The organism is Gottfriedia acidiceleris (assembly GCF_004138285.1).
GTDB lineage: Bacteria > Bacillota > Bacilli > Bacillales > Bacillaceae_G > Gottfriedia > Gottfriedia acidiceleris_A.
Window position 1 is genome coordinate 430,894 of sequence record NZ_SCFN01000004.1, and the last position, 20,020, is coordinate 450,913.

Annotated in this window: 12 protein-coding genes and 1 riboswitch; of the genes, 2 read left to right on the forward strand and 10 right to left on the reverse strand. The window is 34.2% G+C overall.

All coding sequences use genetic code 11. The features are described 5' to 3' along the window. Positions 1-61: 61 nt before the first annotated feature. On the reverse strand, positions 62-4,117 hold the full coding sequence (locus EP747_RS08645; protein ID WP_129689508.1) for a S8 family serine peptidase: 4,056 nt from the start codon (positions 4,115-4,117) through the stop codon (positions 62-64). 390 nt (positions 4,118-4,507) lie between these two features. After that, entirely contained in the window at positions 4,508-5,752 is a 1,245-nt protein-coding gene (locus tag EP747_RS08650) for a helix-turn-helix domain-containing protein (protein ID WP_129689509.1), read from the reverse strand. A gap of 425 nt (positions 5,753-6,177) precedes the next feature. On the opposite strand from EP747_RS08650, the gene EP747_RS25200 reads away from it, so the two are divergent. Next, a complete protein-coding gene (locus EP747_RS25200) occupies positions 6,178-10,368 on the forward strand; it encodes a S8 family serine peptidase (protein ID WP_129689510.1) in 4,191 nt (1,396 codons plus the stop codon). 549 nt (positions 10,369-10,917) lie between these two features. Here EP747_RS25200 and EP747_RS08660 read toward each other — a convergent pair. The 7 genes from EP747_RS08660 to EP747_RS08690 form a co-directional block, all read right to left on the reverse strand. After that, positions 10,918-11,625: a hypothetical protein gene (locus EP747_RS08660; RefSeq protein WP_129689511.1), complete on the reverse strand. Its 708-nt coding sequence runs from the start codon at positions 11,623-11,625 to the stop codon at positions 10,918-10,920. A 361-nt stretch (positions 11,626-11,986) separates the two neighbouring features. After that, positions 11,987-12,268 (reverse strand): hypothetical protein, encoded by a 282-nt coding sequence (locus EP747_RS08665; protein ID WP_129689512.1) that lies wholly within the window; start codon positions 12,266-12,268, stop codon positions 11,987-11,989. Between the two features lie 198 nt (positions 12,269-12,466). Beyond that, entirely contained in the window at positions 12,467-13,456 is a 990-nt protein-coding gene (locus tag EP747_RS08670) for an aldo/keto reductase (RefSeq protein ID WP_129689513.1), read from the reverse strand. A gap of 76 nt (positions 13,457-13,532) precedes the next feature. After that, entirely contained in the window at positions 13,533-14,117 is a 585-nt protein-coding gene (locus EP747_RS08675; RefSeq protein ID WP_129689514.1) for a histidine phosphatase family protein, read from the reverse strand. Between the two features lie 281 nt (positions 14,118-14,398). Further along, complete coding sequence (locus EP747_RS08680) at positions 14,399-15,355, reverse strand: ATP-grasp domain-containing protein (protein ID WP_129689515.1); 957 nt, start codon at positions 15,353-15,355, stop codon at positions 14,399-14,401. Between the two features lie 15 nt (positions 15,356-15,370). Continuing rightward, positions 15,371-16,420 (reverse strand): LLM class flavin-dependent oxidoreductase, encoded by a 1,050-nt coding sequence (locus EP747_RS08685; protein WP_129689516.1) that lies wholly within the window; start codon positions 16,418-16,420, stop codon positions 15,371-15,373. A 186-nt stretch (positions 16,421-16,606) separates the two neighbouring features. Next, positions 16,607-16,713, reverse strand: a riboswitch (SAM riboswitch). Positions 16,714-17,167: 454 nt separating this feature from the next. Next, positions 17,168-18,601, reverse strand: coding sequence for a flavin monoamine oxidase family protein (locus EP747_RS08690; RefSeq protein ID WP_129689563.1), 1,434 nt, complete (start codon positions 18,599-18,601; stop codon positions 17,168-17,170). Between the two features lie 279 nt (positions 18,602-18,880). Between EP747_RS08690 and EP747_RS08695 the strand changes: the two genes are divergently transcribed. After that, positions 18,881-19,432 (forward strand): DUF3231 family protein, encoded by a 552-nt coding sequence (locus tag EP747_RS08695; protein ID WP_129689517.1) that lies wholly within the window; start codon positions 18,881-18,883, stop codon positions 19,430-19,432. A 166-nt stretch (positions 19,433-19,598) separates the two neighbouring features. On the opposite strand, the gene arsC is transcribed toward EP747_RS08695, so the two are convergent. Continuing rightward, entirely contained in the window at positions 19,599-20,006 is a 408-nt protein-coding gene (gene arsC / locus EP747_RS08700) for an arsenate reductase (thioredoxin) (protein WP_129689518.1), read from the reverse strand. Between the last annotated feature and the right edge of the window lie 14 nt (positions 20,007-20,020).

Consider the following 20,020-nt stretch of genomic DNA (forward strand, 5'->3'; position numbering starts at 1 on the left):
CCTTTTTCTTTAAAATACTCTTAAAAAAAGAAAAGCCAATTATCGACTTTTCTTTCTTTTATTAAATTCCTAACTCTTTTAATATGTCTTCTAATGATTTGCCTTTATATTTGTTAAGAGGTTTAGGCGCATTATCAACTGATTTATTTTGCAGTAAGTAGTTCTTCTGAACAAATTTCATATCATTTACATCAACTGTACCGTCAAAATTAATATCTGCACTTCGCTTGTTAGTTCCCCAATATGTCTGAATAGCCAATGCATCCAAAATATCAATAACTTGATCCTGGTTTACATCACCTGCTACAAGATCAGGTGCAGTGATATATTGATTTTTTGCATAGACTGTTCCGTTATATTCATAGCCAATATTTGTTCTAATCTTCGTTAAAAAATGACCTGGAACATTAAATTCAATCGTAAATAAGTCCTTACTTAAGGGAATTTTATCAAAAGCATATCTTCCATAAGTATCAATCGGTGCATTGTATTTTGTTCCATTTGAGTCATAAATGTTTACTGTTGCCCCAACTTTATCCCAATCTCTTGTACCAGGATATCCTCCGTTTTCAGGGTCACCTTCATAAAATCCCTGAGGATTAACAGATCCGTTTGCTCTAGAAAGTTTCGGGAATACTTTAAAACTATATCCACCGTTTAATACTTCTAAGTTTTCATTACTAGCGTTTATGACATTTACTGTTGGATTAATGGTTCCGCCTGTGTAAAATTCTTTTTCTTGAACTTTTAATGTTACCTCTGCAACTTCAGAGTGATCAAACTGACCACTAGGCTCATTAAAGTTAACGGTCATATCATCACCTTTAACGTCAATTGAAGCTTTGCTTGCATAATTGTCAGTAAGTTTTGCGTCAACTAACTGCACACTTTTCATTCCAAAATAATCACCAAAAGTCCATTTCACATTTTTAATATTATTTAAATTATCCAAATAAATTTTAGCTTTCACTGTATCTCCCGCTGTTGCCGTAACTACACCACTTTTAGCATAAGTAACAGGTGTGCCTTCTTTCACAAAGTAATACTGCTTTGATTCTTTGTTACCAGCCATATCATAACCATCAAATCGAAGAGGTAACACATTTAAGGATTCATCTATAGCGATTTCATCTTTATATTTGCCTTCAGCATCCATTGGGATTGGTGAAGAAGGGAAAGCCCACTCACCATAATAATAAACGAGCGAATTTGACGATTGGTCAATCGAAATTCCTTGATTCTTCATTTCGTCAACCTTTGAATCTTGAATCTGAATCTCAAATGGGTATGTTTTTTGACCTGGTTTATACTCAATAAATGGAGATGAATCATCAAGTGAGCTTTTAAATGTAGGCGTGTCTAAATCAATAAACAAGTCTTCAGTTTCGATGAATTCTTTTCCAGAAAAACTAGTGCCAATGAAAATTAATTTATACTGTCCTGGTTGAATATCGCTTGTTTCATCTGAGATTGGCTGTTTTGAGTTTCCTGTAAATTTATAATACTGTCCATTAAATGCGATTAAGTTATAATCAACATTGTCATATGCATATGTTAAATCGACCGTACCAACAAACCCAAGATCTTTACCAGTTTTAGTATCTTTTAGGACAATATCCATCTTATCCATTGGAGATCGCAAGTTAAATTTAGTATAGATCCATTGAGCTCTCATAAAATCCCATCCACCTTGATTTAATTGGTCAGGAGAATAAGCTGGATTTAAAACTTCCATGGTATTAAACCCTTCTTCAGATGTTCGTACACTAAATGGAATTCGATATACTTCTGATGAATTAGCATTATTGGTTAATGTAATATACCCTTCATAAATTCCTTTTTTTGCCTCTTTAGGAACGGTCATTCTTGCATTAATTGTTTTTGATCCATTGCCATTTATATCGATTTTATTTGGAATATTTAACTCTACCCCATTGTCTTTTAAACTGTTTGAGCCTTTCGTTTCGCTAATTGATAGAGTAAATGATTTTTTTACATTTTTATTGTTTTCGATTTTAATTGATTTTGAAACATTAATTTTGCCATCTTCATAATGATTGTCAAAGCTAAGGCCACCAGTAAATTCTTTCACCTTCATTAAGCGTTCTGCTCCTGGTACATAGGCCTTATCCTTGATTTTAAGAATTAGATCACTATGTATAGCCTGGTAAGGATCTACTCGTCCAGCACCTACTTCAAAAACACTATAATCACCATTTAGTGGATCAGCTGTATTCATCAAAATCGATTTAATATCTTCAGGTTGTAACTTAGGATTCGCTTGTAGCATTAAAGCGGCAACACCAGCTGTAAATGGAGTAGCCATTGATGTACCTGAATACCTTGAATAAGCGTATTGATAATTATCATGATCTTTTGGATTAATCATATAAGAAGGAACAGTTGATAGAACACTTACCCCTGGAGCAGTAATTTCAGGCTTCATATCAAAAGTTTGTCTTGCAGGTCCTCTTGAACTGAAATCAGCTAAATGATCTCCTTCAGTCTGTTTTTCCGAATAATTTGAGAAACTGATTGTGTTCTTTCCAGCTGCTAACATGGACCTAACTTTTTCTCCATCATTTTTTGTTAAAGAAAATGATTGTACATAGTTAACAGACTCTCCAAGATTTACCTCGATTTGACCATCAATATTATTTGTAATTAAAACCCCTACTGCACCTTTTTCTTTTGCGTTCATTATTTTTTCATCAAAGGTAATATCCCCTCGATTAATAAGTGCAATTTTTCCATTTAAATCTTTATCTGCAAAGTCAGATGCATAACCTAATCCAACATCCACTATCTCATAAGACTTACCAACTAGATTTTTAAATTGTTCATCGTAATGTCGGGCCATTCCTACTAATTCAATTGATGATTCACTTCCTATTTTCCCATTCAAAGTTGATTCTTGTATTGGAACATCACTTGCTCCTACAGTCAAAGCAAGTGCAGCTGATCCAGGTGAGCCTAAAGAATAAGCCCCCGGTCCTTCATTACCCGCTGCTACAACTGCAGTAACTCCATTTAGTACCGCATAATTAATGGCTGTACTAGTTGGAAAATACGGATCATTTACTGCTGCTCCTAATGACAAATTAATGACATCCATTCCATCATGTACTGCTCTTTCAATCCCCTCAATAACGGCTTCAGTAGTACCAGAACCATATGGGCCGAGCACGCGATAAGCATATAAATCTACATCAGGAGCTACTCCTTCAACAGTAATTTTATCGTTAGTACTCTGACCAGCTATCGTACCTGCTACATGTGTACCATGTGAGGTGTAATAAGTTGAACCATTTATTTCTGGATAACCAGAAGCTTGCCAATCTTTATAAGTTGTCTCCATTGGATCATTATCTTGATCAACAACATCGTAACCACCTTTGTATGCTTTCTTTAAATCAGGGTGGTTATAATCGATTCCTGTATCAATTACCCCTACTTTTATGCCCTTACCAGTAATACCTTCTTTATGTAATTTATCAATCTTTAAATAAGAAAGGCTCTCAACCGAAGTGTTTCCACTAGTAGTCGTACTTTTAGTTTCCACATTTTGAATAGGATCGACCTTGTATTCAACATTCTTATAGACAGCTTTCACAACTTTAGAAGACAACAGCTGTTTAATTTGATTTGCTGGCAGTTTCATTGCAACACCATTTAAAACAGTATTAAAATTTGTTGTAATTTGATGATTTACTTTTTTACTTTTTGAAGTAGGAAAAATGGTTTGAATATCTTTTTTAAACTGTTCGTGTTCTTGTAAAACTTTCTCATCCGCTTGTTCTTTTGATAGTTTTTTACCCGCTAACTCAGCATCAATTAATGCAACTTTTGAAGGTTTTGATTGAAATTGAACGATAACAGATACTTCATTATCTTTTTTTAGTTCATCTTTTTTAAAACCGACTAATCCGGTTTGCTCATTAAATTCTATTTTATTTAAAGCATTTCTTTGCTCAGCAGTTAAAGAAGAAAGTACATCTTCAGCTTTTATCTCTGCAGCTTTAGCCACTGTATTGAAAGGATGATTCACTGCAGGAAATATCATGCCTAAAGTTAAGGAAATAGCTGCTGCTTGTTTAATGAGTTTATTGTTCTTCATTCGACACCATCTTTCTTAAATTTTCAATAAACGATCGTATAATATTCCTTTCTAAATTTTCAGAAAAATATTTATAAATTTATGATAAATTACTTAAATAGTCACCAGCAATGGGGGTTATTGATTCTAGAAATCTCCTACTTTAGTAACAAAAAGACTTAAATAGAGGAATGATTCAGAAGAAAAATAACCGAAGTGAGTCGAACTTATTTATTAAAATGGGGTTATTACCAAATAAGATGATATTTTTTTAAGAAGTAGTTGCATATAAACATAAAAATTATAAAATTGGCCCCACTTAGCGTACAATTACCTGCAAAAAAATATATATTTTTAAACATGAAAAAAGCCTTGCATTCTAATACAAGACTTTTAATTAAATCTATTTTTTTAAACAAGCTCATTGTTTTTCCTGAATCTATTTACAATTGACTGGGTGAACTGATTAGCTCGTTCAACATCGCCTTTTTTGAAATAGTAATCAAACAATTTAATTTCATATGTTTCTGTGGCAAGCTCATAACCCTTTTTCTTAAAAAATGGATACGCAGCTGACTCTAAATAATCATAATATTCGTCTTTCAAATTTTGAATTTTAAATACATGTAACTGAAAATAATGTAAATACATTGTATCATTTAACTTCTTAGCTAAAGAAAGTCCTTCATGTGCTACTTTTAGCAAATCTGTTTCAGATTGTAGGCCTAACTTTGTAGCAGTGTTTAGATAACCTTCTAATGTTACTAGATAATGTGGATGACTAGGATCACGTAGCATCAAAGACTGACTATAATTTTCGAATGCTTTTTCGTAGTACCCATTTCGAAATAGTTGATAAGCATAGTTATGAAGAAGTTTTGCCTTTTGATCAATTAATCCTAAATTATCTGCCATTTCTATTAATCTTGGGTAACCAGAATCCTTTGTATCAAAAATTTCTTCTTGTTCAACTTGAATTAGCATTAGCATTTCCGTTTCAAGTATTCTATTAAAGCTGTTTGCACTCGTAAAAAATTGAAGTGCTTTATTAGCATAATGATAAGCTAGTATGCGGGAATTCATACACATATAAGCAACAGCTAAATCATAATAATATTCAGGATTATTATAATAAGTTAGATTAATTTTCTTTAAATAAGAAATTGCTAGATTATATTCACCCTGATAATCGAGGTAAAACTTCCCTTTAATATGAAATAGCATGTTTTGATCATATAGAGAAAGTTCTCGCCAACAGTCCATTTCCTCTATCAAAGATTTAACAATCTTACTTTCTCCAATTAATAAATAATATCTAGTTAAAATTAACGTGTATGATTGATAGAAATCAGGAATTTTTAATAGATTAATTCCTTCTAGCTTAGTTTTTATACTAGTTGCCTTTGCATTTAGCTTTAAAATAATCGAATCATGCCATTCTTTTAATAATGAATCCAAGCTTAAGTATGTATCAATCTCTTCTTGCATATCGATTCGTAGTCTTTTAGCTAACAACTCGATTGTTTCTTCTGATACTTCTGTAATACCACGTTCAATTTTGCTAACATGGGTACTTGAACAAATTTGGTTCCCTAAATCCGATTGCCTTAATCCTTGAAGTTCACGGTAAAATTTAATGATTTTCCCTTGGATCATGTTTTTCTCCCCTTGCTTTCTCCTCCTACGAGTATTTAACGTGATAAAACAATTTCTCCCTATAACTTTCCTGTACTAAATCGTTTTATTTTATTTATATCACTATTTTTATCTTTTTCAATAACATTATTTAACTCTTACTAAATTTCATATTGCCTATCCCCCGAATAGTAGAAAATATCGCATTAAAAATAGAAAAACCCCAAAACAGATTGTTACTTTTCTAACCTATTTAAAACAATAAAAGGCAATATTCCCTTACCTTAATACATTTCCCACAAGAATGTTAGGTTAATAGTCCTTACAGAAACCCCATTTGTAATCTATTAATCTGATTATTAACATTAATACCGTAGAAATTTTTCGAAAATTTAGAATGTGTTTTTTCGGAATTTTTTTAATTACATAATGAAAAGAGGAAAACTATGAACAAGAAAGAACAAAGATGGCTTAGTCAAACAGTAAAAAAATCAACCCCCATTGTATTATCATTAGGGCTAATCCTTCCGTCGACACACTCTGGCTTGACAAAAGCAGCTGCTAAAACCAAAAGTAATACAGAAATCAATGCAGAAAAAATTCTTGCCTCCTTAACGGATGAACAACGAGCAGCATTACAAAAGTCTGAAGCAAAGGAACTATATGGACTTCAAGGGTTTGATGAGAAAGAACTAAAAGAAGACAAAGAGATTTCTGTTATCGTTCAGTTTAAATCAAAGCCAGAACATGTAGCTGTTGTTGATGCTGCTTTAGATGGAAAATCGTTAACAAGAGATGTAGCACAAAGCAAGGTCGATCAAGATCATTCCACATTCTTAAATGATCTCAAACAAATCTTTCCTGCTAAAGCTGGTATGCAACGATCTCTTCCCTCAACTGGAAAAGGTTTAAATATGGTAGAAACACCCTACCAAATCAAGCGTTCCTTCAAAACTTCCTATAATGGAGTTTCTATGACGCTACCAGCAAACCAAGTTGAATCACTTATGCAGTCAGATGTTGTTCAAGCAATTTACAAAGATACAACATTTACAATTGAACCACCTTCTATTGCAGAATCTAATGGAAAACCTGTTAAATCGGATAAACCGGAGTCAACTGTGACAGGAGATCCTGTTTCATTCTTAGGTGTAGACAAGCTACACGAAGAAGGTATCACAGGTAAGGGCGTCAAAGTAGCTGTCATCGATACAGGAATTGACTACAATCATCCTGATCTCAAAGATGCTTACAAAGGCGGCTATGACTTTGTAAATAATGACAGTGATCCGATGGAAACGACATATGAGGATTGGAAAAAATCAGGATCTCCTGAGTTTGCTGGAAATGGTTCAGCCTATTACACCGAACATGGTACTCATGTATCTGGTACAATCGCCTCACAAGCGAAAAGTAATAGTGAGGTTTCCGTCACAGGAATTGCTCCAGACGCTGACTTATATGTTTACCGCGTACTTGGTCCATACGGTTCGGGCACTTCCTCTAATATTATAGCTGCAATCGACCAAGCAGTAATATCAGGAATGGATGTTATGAATCTTTCATTAGGTGCTGCCCTTAATGATCCATACTTTCCAACTAGTACAGCGATTAACTATGCTGTTTTAAGTGGCGTAACCGCAGTAATTGCAGCTGGAAACTCTGGACCTGGGTTCTATACTTTAGGGTCTCCTGGAGCGGCGGCTTTAGCACTTACTGTTGGTGCAAGTGATATTTCAATGCCAATTACAACCATGAAGGGTAACGTTGCATCTGGATCATCGATTGACCTACAAACGATGGCGAGAAGTTTTTCTGATGATCTCACAACATTCAAAGGAAAAAGTTTTGAAATGGTTGATGTTGGTTTAGGTAGTGATGATGACTATATCAATAAAGATGTAACAGGCAAAATCGCTTTAGTCGAAAGAGGTACCTATGCACTGGCATATAAGATTAAGTTTGCAAAAAAACATGGGGCGAAAGCAGTTCTCCTATATAACAATGTTGAAGGCCATATTGGGGCTTATCTTGGCGAAGCAAGTGACTTTATTCCTACTTTCTCAGTAACACAACAAGACGGGCAAGCTTTAAAGACGCAAGTTGCTGGAGGTAACAATAAATTTACCTTTACTGATGTATCTGTTACCGAAACAGAAGGAGATAAGCTAGCGGATTTTAGTTCTCGTGGACCTTCATTAGCCAACTTCGATGTAAAACCAGAAGTTGTCGCACCAGGTGTAAGTGTTCTTTCCACTGTACCTGCTTATATTACTAACACAAGTACACCTACTGATTACTCAAGTGCCTATGCTCGAATGAGTGGAACATCTATGGCGACACCTCATGTAGCAGGTATAGCAGCCTTAATGTTACAAGCTAATCCAAATCTGCAACCTGAAGATATTAAGACTCTTTTAATGAATACTGCGGATCCACTAAATGGAGACTATCTTCCTTATGAACAAGGAGCAGGTCGAGTAGATCCAAATGAAGCGATTCATCCGAAAATGGAAGTTCAAGTTAAAGATGAAACCCTCATTCCATTCGGAGAAGAAATGGTCAAAATTGACGAAAAGACGGGCGGAATTAGCTTTGGTGAACTTTATACAGGTGAGGATCTTTCAATTAATAAAAAAATGACTTTGCAAAACTTAGAAAAAGAAAATAAAAAGTTAACTGCAACTGTTCATTTTCAAAAGATAAAAGGTACTTCTGACCCAACTACTAGCGGAATAAAATTAGCCGTAGACCCAGTGATTCAAGTCAAGAAAAACGAAACTAAAAATGTAAACGTATCGCTTACTTTTCCGAAAACAGCAAAAGAAGGCGTCTATACTGGTTATATTATTTTAACGAACCAAAAAGATAAAAATGAGCAATATCGAATTCCTTTTAGTATACGAGCAGTAGAGGAAGGCTTTTATGGATATGCCCTCAATAAAGCTACAACAACTTTAGAATATCGAATTTCGCAAACAGAACCGATGGGAATGGCTTCAGGTACTGTTGCGCCTGTACTAACTTTTAATATGAAAACACCTATGAAAAAAATGGATATCGTTTGGCAAGATGGAAAAACCGGTCAAGATCTAGGTTATGCTACTTCATTGGATCTATCATATTTTAACACTAATACACAGATTATTTCCCCCTTAGGTATACTTGGTAGCTATTATCCATTTACTGGTGATCCTGATCATCCGATTTCTGCCATTGCTCAAAACGCAAAACCAGGTTACTACAAGATAAAGCTGATTTCGACCAATGCGACAGGTAAAACCTTTACCGGTTATCTTGATCTTTATGTAGATATTGAACAACCGGAAGTGACAACTTCTTTAGATCAAGAATCACCATTTCACGAATACAAACCTGGACAAGAAACGTATCCTTTTTCGATGCAAATTACTGATCCACAGGTGAAGGAAATGCAAGATGCTGGGATGGAAGTAGATTTATCGGATACTACTTTGCAATATAGTTTAAACAATTCAATTCCAATGTTTGTTCATATGGATAAAGATGGGAAGTTTTCTGAAGACATTGTGATGCATCCAGAAATACCAGTTCAAAGTTTCACGGTTAAAGGTAGAGATGTTGCTGTAAATAGTCCAGTAGATAAAAACTATTATTTTATTAAAGAGGGTACACCAAACGCATATATCACTAGCCCAATAAAAGAAGTAACGATGGGTGATACCGTAAAGGCAACTCTGAAATTAGATAATATTTCATCCCTATCATCTGCTAGTTGGACTTTCGCAAATCTAGATAAAAACTTTGAGATTGTCGATGCCAAACCAAATGCAGAGTTAAGCCAATATGGAGAAGCAAAAGTGACTCTTACGAATTCAAGTAGTCCAACTGTACAATTGGATCTACCATCATCAACTCAAATAAATGACAAAGTTGCTGCGGTCGATCTTACTCTAAAAGTGAAAGATTCTGTCTTTACTACTTCTGTCAAACTAGATCCTACTGTATCGATTATCAATTCAGAAGGAACTACTAATTTAATTAAAGCTGGATATACGTGGGGGTTATTATCTTCCTTCTCTGAACTTGAAGGTCCGCTTAATGCTGAAGGTTTTTTACTTCCAGGTACAACAAATAAATATAAAAATGTAGATTGGCCAAACTCGGGTGCATCCATTAAACTAACACAATCAAATTGTAACGTATTTGATATTACACCGAATTTAGTGAAGGATGTCAACCGCTTCTCAATTTCAAAATTACCACTAACTGGTGATTCATGGAAATGGGAATTCACTTTACCAGGTCACTTTATGGTCAAAATTCCGATGATGTCTGGTTTTGAATACAATGGTACTCTGTATGGTCAACAAAAGAAACTTGCAAGCTCCTACTTTATTAAACAGGCTGTTGCAGGAGATGTAAATCAAGATAATGTGATTGATGTTCTAGATGCACTATACATCCAAACATATTGGGGCACGAGCAAACGAGAAGCCGATATTAATTTTGATGGAAAAGTTGATGTGAATGATCTGAGTTTTGTAGAAAAGAATTATCTGAAACAAAATCAATATGTAGAGAATGCACCTGAACCTCTAAAACAATATAAATCTGCTACTTTAGAAAGTATTAAAATTGCTTTAGGCGTACAATAATCTATCTTTCTTATATTTCCAATACTATTACGATCGATTTTAAACTACAAAAGCCCCCTGTACTATTCGGGGGGCTTTTCAGTGCGTTGCTATATATTGTTATCAATACTGAAAAAGTTCGAACACTAAGTAAACTTCGTTGGAAAAGTAGTATATTTTATTGTTATGACTGAGGTATTACTAATATATCTCTACTATTCATTACGGACATATTGTCACACTCAGAATTTATTTCTTATAATCAAGAAATTTGTAGATATTTCCCGGGAATTTGTAAAAATTTGAAATAAAATAAATAAAATGAAATGAAATAAAATCTACTATTCAAAAGCATTATATTTATCGTATCGCTTTCTTTACCACATATTTTTAAATAAAGTATTAAGACATTGGATTTAATTACAAGTTGTATCTGCCAGCTATACGAATCAAAAAAGCCGATACACCTTTACTTATGTATCGACCTTTAAGTACTTATTAAAATAAGCAATTTCAATTGTTCTTAATTCATTTTTACAAGATTAGCATAAAAAGATTTTAATAGGCCCCTTATTTTCTAAATAATGAGAAAAGCCATCCCCATTTTTCTTTAGGCTTTTGTATCACAACTTCTAAACGTCTATTAAAATCTTCTTGTGAACGCCATTCTTTTTTCTGTTCTTCACGCATGTTTTGTATTTCTTCTTGAAAAAAATCAATTTTTTGTTTTTCTTGCTCCAATAATGTTTCGTATTGGATCTTTTGTTGTTCTGCTAATTTTTCAATTTTGATATAAGTTTTTTGGGATGAATTTCCAATATTTGCACTTATATCATGATGATCTTGTTGGAGCCTGGATACTGCAGTTTTAAGTTCTGACATATCATTTTTTAGTTGAACATTCATTTCACGTGCAGCTGCGAGTTCACCAACTAAAAATCTTAAAAACTCTTTTAATTGATTTGGATCATGTGGTAAATTTTCATATGTATCGGATATCGCAATCTGTGTTTGATCGAAACCTTCTAATCTTTCTTTTTGTTGAAATACGAGGTCTTTTGCAGTATCTTCCAGGGGCTTATCTGTATCGCGTAACGCTATAAGCACTTTAATGTCGGATTGAACAAATATACGCCGATCGCCATCTTTCAAGAACTCATATCCATTGCGCTCTAAGATTAGGCCATACTTTCGAACAGTAGGCGTTGCAATCCCCAGTTCTTCTGCTACTTCCTTGGAAGAAAAAGCTCGTTCATTCGGTTGTATATCACTTCGCATAACGGACCCCCTTTTTAACAAATATGAAGGATTTTTAGGCATATTGCAACATATATCACTCTGTGATACAAAGAAACAAGTGGAGATTTCCGACTTCAATAGTTTTGAGAGTAGCGCTCTTATCAAAACATTTTCCAATAAAAAAGTTGGAAACGGCAAAAGTTACGATTTGAACATTTGCTCCATGAATTGTTCTACAAGTAAATCTTAGAAAAGCGATATGAACGACTTATGAACAACTCATTGCAGAAAAATTACAACACCAGCAAAATGTATACTTTTGTTCTGATTCTTTACAAAAAAATGACTCCCAACTTTTATAAGACAGGAGCCGACTAATTTAGCTTTAACATAAGGCAATCTATATCGTTTTAAAAGCTTGTTTAAAACCTTCAATTCCACCATAATCTATTAGACCGACATTACCACAATTTAAACATTTAAACGGAATCGTTCCACCAAGTCCCATTGTTTGTGATAAATAAGGTTTATCACTTACCACTTCATACGATTTAATTTTATCAGCCAATTCACCAACGCCATTTGGATAATATTTTCCGTAAGACTGAACAGCACCTTTATTACCACAATTAAGACAACTTACATTTTCCTGGACAGTGTATAACTCAACAGACTTCTTCAATCCGTTCTCTCCTTTTTGTATAAAGTAGTCTTTTTTATTTTAACTGAATAACCGCTTTACCTAAATAGGTTATTAAAAATATATACTAATTAATACTTAATCATCTAGAGCTATTAAAATGATAGTGAAATCCCCTAAAAAAACCCCTTTTCTCACTTAAGAAAACTAGGGGATAAACTCATTATATTAAACTTAACATTAATTTGAACTTAAGGCACCAACTACCGGATGTGGTACATACGGCTCTTCCAAATACGCAACATCCTCGGCCGTTAACTTAACCGACAATGCCCCTACTGAATCCTCAAGATGAGAAATTTTAGTAGCACCAATAATAGGAGCAGCAACTGGTTCTTTATGTAGTAACCAAGCAAGTGCAATTTGCGATCTTGATACTCCTAGTTTTTCAGCAATCTCTGCAACACGCTCCACAACAAGTCGGTCTGTATTTTCAGTTGCACCGTATTTAGATTTTTGAGTTTCATCAGTTTCAGATCTTAGCGTCGTATTTGACCAGTCACGAGTCAATCTTCCTGATGCAAGTGGGCTATATGGAATTACGCCAATTTTTTCTTCTTTACATAGGGGTAACATCTCTCTTTCCTCTTCACGGTATATGAGGTTGAGATGATTTTGCATCGATACAAATTTGGTCCATCCATTTTTATCAGCAACATGTAGAGCCTTCAAAAACTGCCATGCATACATAGCGGAAGCACCGATATATCTTACCTTTCCAGCTTTCACTAAATCATGAAGTGCTTCCATTGTTTCTTCAATTGGAGTATTATAATCCCAGCGATGTATTTGGTATAAGTCCACATAATCTGTTCCAAGGCGTTTAAGACTTTTATCAATTTCGCTCATAATATGTTTTCGGGAAAGTCCTGAGCCGTTAGGACCTTTATGCATAGGGAAATAAACCTTCGTTGCAAGGACAATTTCATCTCTATTGGCATAATCTTTTAAAGCCCGCCCTAAAAATTCTTCACTAGTTCCGTCTGAGTAGACATTGGCCGTATCAAAAAAATTGATTCCTAAGTCCAGTGCTTTTTTAATGATTGTACGACTACTTTCCTCATCGATTACCCATGGATGAATCCATCGTTTTGCATCCCCAAATCCCATACATCCAAGGCAAAGTCTAGATATTTCTAATCCCGTATTCCCAAGCTTTGTATATTCCATTTCAAAATCCTCACTTTCAGAAATATGTAATCTATTAATCTTAAAAAGTACAATTAATAATGCTCTTTAAACTAAACTATACCTGGACTAATTCACTAAAATTATGATTGATAATCTCTACTAATTTAAATTCCCTGTTCTCATATTCAAACTTCAAAATGCAACAATTTCCTATCCGATCTTGTTGTGTAATAGAGCTAGTATGTTCCCAGCACCTCATAAAATTTCTCAATGCTGCTCCATGAGAAACAGCTAATACCACTTCATTATCTTCTTCCATTATTTTTTGACATGTAGTAGCAATTCTTTGTTGCAATTCTTTTTGGTCTTCTCCGCCAAACTTAACAAAAAAGTCACCATAAGGCAGCGTTGGATTTAAATCTTCACTTTCACCTTCAAACGTTCCGAAATTCCATTCTTTTAATCCTTTTAATCTTGTATACGGCAATTCCGTCACGATCTCTAACGTATCACTCGCTCTTTCTGAAGTGGAACAATAGGCATGGTCGAAAATAATATTTTGTTCTTTAAAGTATTTCGCAGCAGTCTCTGCCTGTTTAATTCCTAATTCTGTTAGAGGTGAATCACACCAACCTTGAATCTTCCTTCTTTTATTAAATAATGTTTGCCCATGTCTCATTAAATAAAAAGTCTTTTTCATTTGTATCCCCCTTTTTGAATCTTAAAAGCACATTTTAAAAATCAAGTGGTACGAATTCATTTGACCTTTTTTTAGCCTCAAAACTTAATTACAACTTACAATCTTATATTATCAATATATTAATTTTAATCGTTAGCATATTCCTCTCAAATAATTGCCTATTACTCTTAAATCCTCGTAAAAAATTAACTTATAAATTATTCAAAAACCAAAAAAGCCCAAACCCACTTTATATTTAGGTTTGAGCCATTTCATTTCAAAGTAATTTCAAAGAGAATTCCTTAAGATGTTGCTGTTGTAGTGTATTTTTCTTCCAAAGTCTTCTTTAAAAATGAAGCTAATTCGAGCATTCCGTATTTTCCAGCTTTTTCTTCTGCATCTGAGTTATAGTTCGTATTTGTATTGATATCGTAAGTAAAAATTGTCCCTTCAGCATTTCTGATAAATTCGATTCCCGCAACTTGAACATTATTATTAGCTAGGACTTCTTTATATTTATTTATAATTTCGTCTTCAAAGCCTTCAATGATTTGGAACTTAGGCTTCTCTTCTACTTCTTCTCCTACTGGGCAGAATAAATCGCCAATTTGGCATGCATCAGCTGGGCATAGTTCAAATCCTTCCGAAGTATCTACTCTAACAGCATAGACAAAGTTTCCGCCTACAAACTCACAACGAGTGATGTAGCTTTCAGGTGATTGGATGTATTCTTGAATAAGTGTAATTCCATCGACTGGTTCTTCAAAAGTCGGTCCTTCTACATAAGCTTTTAAAGCCTCAATACTATGGAATAGCTGTACTCCTAAGCCTTTACCAGCACGATTATGCTTCGTAATAAATGACTGTCCAGCAAAGCTACTAGCTGCCTTAATAATGTTTTGTTTTCCAACTGCAGCGATCGTTTTAGGAGTCTTCACACCATACTTGTTTAGCTCTAAATATTGTAAAACCTTACTAACTTCTAACTTCAGGGCATTCGTTCCGTTTAATACCGTACGACCATGTGCTTCAAGCCAAGCTAAAACTTGCCCAGTAAATTCAGCTGCAAAACGATGATCCCGTGTATGAGAAGAAGCACTCATTCGACTATAAAAAATCCCTTCAGGTGGTTCTGTTGATAAATCCACCGTACCTTCGTCTAAATGCCATTCCTCATAAGGAACTCCAAGCTCCTCTAACCTTTTTGTTAAATGGATTGTCCACTCACTGTTTTCATGAATTACATATACCTTACTCATTTTAATAACCCCTTTCTAGCTTTTTATTAAACTACGTTTTTGTTCTACTAATGGCATAACCTGTTTTGAAAAGCGTTCCATTTCCTCTAGTTGAGGTGAAAATTGTAATAATAATAAGTCTAAGCCAGCTTCTTCATATTGTAAAATTCGGTCTGCAATTTGCTCTGGTGTTCCTACTAGATTTGGTCTAAGACCACGATTTGAAACTGAGTAATCTTGTAATTGAATTTGTTGTTCTAATTGTGATTTTGTAGTGAAGTCTTTAAAGCCAGCATAACCGCTTGAATCTTTTACAGTCGTAATTTTTTCTAGCTCAGCCAAAGCCTCTTCTTCTGTATCTCTACAAATAACATAAGCAGCCATACCGAAAGAACTTAATGGTGCATTGCCAGATTGTTCACGGCGTACCTTCATATCTGTTACTTTTTGATTAATTTCTTCAACTGTTCCACCGTGCATTACATATGCATCACATTTTTCAACAATTGTTTGCTTACCTTTTTCACTTTCACCACCTGCATAAAGTATAGGGTTTGGTCTTTGAACTGGTTTTGGAGCAAGCTTCGTATCCTTTAAGTCATAAAATTTCCCTGAATAATTGAACGTTTCTTCTGTCCATAAGCCTTTTAGGACATCAATAAACTCCTCTGTACGAGCATAACGCTCATCATGTTCTGTAAAAATACCGCCATATTGACGCGCTTCTTCCGCCCACCATGCAGAAACGACGTTTAGCGTAAAACGACCGTTACTGATTTGATCAATATTTGCAGCCATTTTTGCTGTTACTGCTGGATTATGAAAACCTGGACGAATCGCGGTCATAATTTCGATTTTTTCCGTCACTGCAGCAAGTGCCGCTGCTGTTGACCAAGCTTCAAGTGAATCATGCTCTGGTCCTTTAATATCGTTTAAATATAATTCAGCTATTAAAGTAGTCGAATATCCCCATTTTTCAGCAGATTGAATGACCTCTTTAGCATATTCAAAGGTTGGCGGCATACTTTCGTCTTCCACATTTCGTAACCAGCCTCCAAAAATCGGTAACCAAAAACCATATTTCATTTTTATTCTCTCCTTCACCATTAAAATTGTCTAGTTTTCACATCGATTAAGTTGGGTTTATTTTTAATGGAATTCTTCTCAAAACCGAAGTACTACGGATTACGGGTTAGGTTCAACCTCCTATGTAAATAAGAAAATAAAAAGCCTCTTTCATTCAGAAAGAGGCATCGGAAACAATTTGTTTTCGACTTATCTATCAGAATGATTTCATTCTGCAGGAAGTGGCACCGTTCCTTAATAAGGAGGTTGCCGGACGTCATAGGGCCTGATCCCTCGGTCACTCTCGATAAGTTTGTGTTATGTAATTTCATTAACTGAATCATAAATCCTAGTAAACGGATTGTCAATATAGGAATTTAAACATTTTTATTAAGATAGCGCTTTCATCATTGTATTTATTAGAAAAAATAAAATTTTATAATTATTTATCATAAAAAGGAATTAATATTATTACGAAGTATTAAATACATAGTTCCAGTTCCCTTTAGTTTAACTTCAGCTTTTACTAGAAATTCAAGGTTCAGATAAATTTGTTCCTACTTATTTATTTCCGTATTTTGCTTGAAAGTTTAACTCAAGTCTGTGAGGATCAACATTTGAATCCCGAAAATGTTCTAGAAATATATTATCTTCATCTTCTTGCTTTTTTACTAACTCATGAACCTTGTTTGCGTATGTTAATATCAAATCTCCGGTATATTTGTTAATCAAAAAAAAACCAACGAATCGTTGGGTTAGTTACATTACTTATAAATTATTAATTTCATTAGCAGTACGGACTCCTGATTCTATAGCCCCTTGTATCCACCCAGGATCAGAGGATGCATGTGCTCCACCAAAATGAATCCTTCCTTCAGGTGAACTAATGTATGGACCGAGTACTTTTTGTTGGTTTGGTTTATACATAACAAATGCTCCACCTGAGAATGAAAATTGCGTCCAGCTTTGCGAATAGCCTACTAAAAATTCTTTATAAACCACATCGCCAAAAATAACTGAAAGATTAGCTAATGCTTTATCAATGCGCGTATTATTTTTCATATTATCCCAAATTGCAGCATCGTCCCCCCAGGTGTAACTGGCTAAAATTACCCCTGTTTCTTTTCCAAAATCATGACTAGGGAAATAGGCAGACTTAATAGGTAAATCAGTTACTAATTTCCCACCAAACATACCAAACTTTTCCCAAAATTTCGTCCTGAACTGTATAGCAATCTTGGTTGATTCCGCGTAATGTAGTTCTCTTATAACTTTCCATTTTTTATAAGAAATAGACTCATATGGAAAAATTTCCACAAAGTTTAATAAAGAATAAGGGATTGTTGAAATAACATAATCACATTCATGTTGACTCTGCCTATTAAGTACTTCATTTTCAGAATAAATGATTACCCTTGTATCTTCTTGTATAATTTTACTTACTCTTTCATTAAGCATAATATTGTCTTTTAATTGAGGTAAAAATGCTCTTACAAGGAAGTCAGTCCCACCTGTAACTTCATATAATTTTAAGTTTGGTGTTAAAAGTACAAGTACTTCTCTTAGTATTGCAGTAAATGATAGTTCTGGAAAACCTTCTATACCGATCATTGTATTAATCATATCAATTGCCCCTGAAGAGAGAGAATTTCCAAAAGGATTAAATCTTAAAAAGTTTTCCATAGAGTAGTGATCAAACTTTTCAATAACAATATCCCAATTTTTTGTTGGATCCTGCCTTATAAACTCTACTAAAGGTCCAATTGCAGATTCGAGTAATTCTATAGCAGTTTTTCCTTTTTCATTTGGAGCCACAGGAAAGTTTAATATATCCGGATTCATTTCGTAACTTTTTTCATTTGTTAATACATTATTGACGTAAATTAAATCATTTGGAGTACTATTAATAAATTCATTTACTTTCAAATTAAATTTATTTATTAATGCAAATGTTAAATGGTGGATTGAAGGGATACGCATAGCACCAAGTTCTGTATACTGGTAGTCAAGAAATGGTTCTCTTTTTGTATAAATCCGTCCACCAATTCTGCGATTTGCCTCGATAATCGTAACTTGGTGCCCTGCTTCTTTCAAAAGTAATGCACTAACTAAACCAGATATACCTCCACCAATTATGGTTACTCGCTTTGGTGAATTTGTCTTAGCTAATCCATTTTGAATTATCTCAAGCATTTCCTCCATTGAAAGGGCTTCTCGAACCAAAGGATACCACCTCATTTTGAAAAAAAGATTATCTTATAAACACTATTCAATTTCGAGCGAATGTAGAATTTAAACATATATTTTGTTTATATCTAAAAAAAAGCTAATCTAAATTCTGTCCATTTAGCTGTTTAAATAAAAAACACAATGTAAAAGTTTCTTTAGTGAAAGCCGATTATCTCATTTAAATAAATAGTATTAAATCCTCGATTGGTTCAATAATAATTTTCGTACCTACCTCTTTCTAAGGAGATTAGTATGAATTTATTTGAGAAAGGAAGTAAATTTATAATGGGAGTATTAAGTGGAAATCCACAAAATAAGCCTTTACATTATGGAGAAGTTTACGGTCTATGGAGTCACCTAGCGGCTACTAAAGCAGGTGTAGATACTTACCAAGTTTATATTAACCATACTGGTGATGAAGAGTTAAGAGCATTTTTAAAACAAGTAATTGAAAATTCAATGAAACCTGCAATTAAAGAAATTGAAGAAGTACTTTTACATAATGATATTGCAGTCCCTCCTACTCCATCAGAACGACCAGAAGCCGATTTAGAACAAATTCCAGCTGGTGCTAGATTACAAGATGTTCAAATCGCTTACATGGTTGCAGCTGGAAATGCCGCTGGAGTATCAGCTGATGCTACATTAATGAGCCAATCAATTCGTGAAGATATTGGTACTATGTTTGCTAGTTTTGGTGCAAAAAAAGCAAAAGATGGCGCGGCATTGCTACAAATGATGAAAACAAAAGGTTGGTTAATTCCACCACCTCTTCACCTTGAAACAAAACAACAACAGCATTAAAAAAAATTGTCCACCTATAATTAGGTGGACTCTTTTTAATGTTCATAAAAAAAATGACAAAAGGGTTCGGAATAAGAGCATTCCGCCCCCCCTTTGTCGACAATCTGAGGATTCCAGGTGTTTGGTATCCTTTTACCTTTATTTAAATAAACTTAATGATGATTTTTTACACACCAGTCTCAGCGAATTTCTTAATACGTTCTCCGATCTCATCACGTACTTTTTGAAATACTGACCACTCTTGTCCAGCAGGATCATCAAATCCCCAATGTTCACGTTTTACTTTTGGAGGAGTTACCGGGCAAACTTCATTTGCATGACCACATAATGTAACAACTAAATCCGCACTGTTTAAAATGTCATTATTAATAATATCTGAAGTTTGATTACGTATATCTATTCCTACTTCATCCATCGCTTTAATTGCATTAGGGTTTACACCATGAGCTTCAATACCCGCTGATAAAACAGTCCATTCGTTTCCTAAATATTTTTTACCCCATGCTTCTGCCATTTGACTGCGGCAAGAGTTACCAGTGCATAAGAAGTAAATTGTTTTTTTATTGTCTGCCATACTTTGCTCCACCT

Coding starts and splice junctions, on each gene's coding strand:
- EP747_RS08645 (WP_129689508.1), bottom strand. CDS start 4,117: ATGAAGAACAATAAACTCATTAAACAAGCAGCAGCTATTTCCTTAACT.
- EP747_RS08650 (WP_129689509.1), bottom strand. CDS start 5,752: ATGATCCAAGGGAAAATCATTAAATTTTACCGTGAACTTCAAGGATTA.
- EP747_RS25200 (WP_129689510.1), top strand. CDS start 6,178: ATGAACAAGAAAGAACAAAGATGGCTTAGTCAAACAGTAAAAAAATCA.
- EP747_RS08660 (WP_129689511.1), bottom strand. CDS start 11,625: ATGCGAAGTGATATACAACCGAATGAACGAGCTTTTTCTTCCAAGGAA.
- EP747_RS08670 (WP_129689513.1), bottom strand. CDS start 13,456: ATGGAATATACAAAGCTTGGGAATACGGGATTAGAAATATCTAGACTT.
- EP747_RS08675 (WP_129689514.1), bottom strand. CDS start 14,117: ATGAAAAAGACTTTTTATTTAATGAGACATGGGCAAACATTATTTAAT.
- EP747_RS08680 (WP_129689515.1), bottom strand. CDS start 15,355: ATGAGTAAGGTATATGTAATTCATGAAAACAGTGAGTGGACAATCCAT.
- EP747_RS08685 (WP_129689516.1), bottom strand. CDS start 16,420: ATGAAATATGGTTTTTGGTTACCGATTTTTGGAGGCTGGTTACGAAAT.
- EP747_RS08690 (WP_129689563.1), bottom strand. CDS start 18,601: ATGGAGGAAATGCTTGAGATAATTCAAAATGGATTAGCTAAGACAAAT.
- EP747_RS08695 (WP_129689517.1), top strand. CDS start 18,881: ATGAATTTATTTGAGAAAGGAAGTAAATTTATAATGGGAGTATTAAGT.
- arsC (WP_129689518.1), bottom strand. CDS start 20,006: ATGGCAGACAATAAAAAAACAATTTACTTCTTATGCACTGGTAACTCT.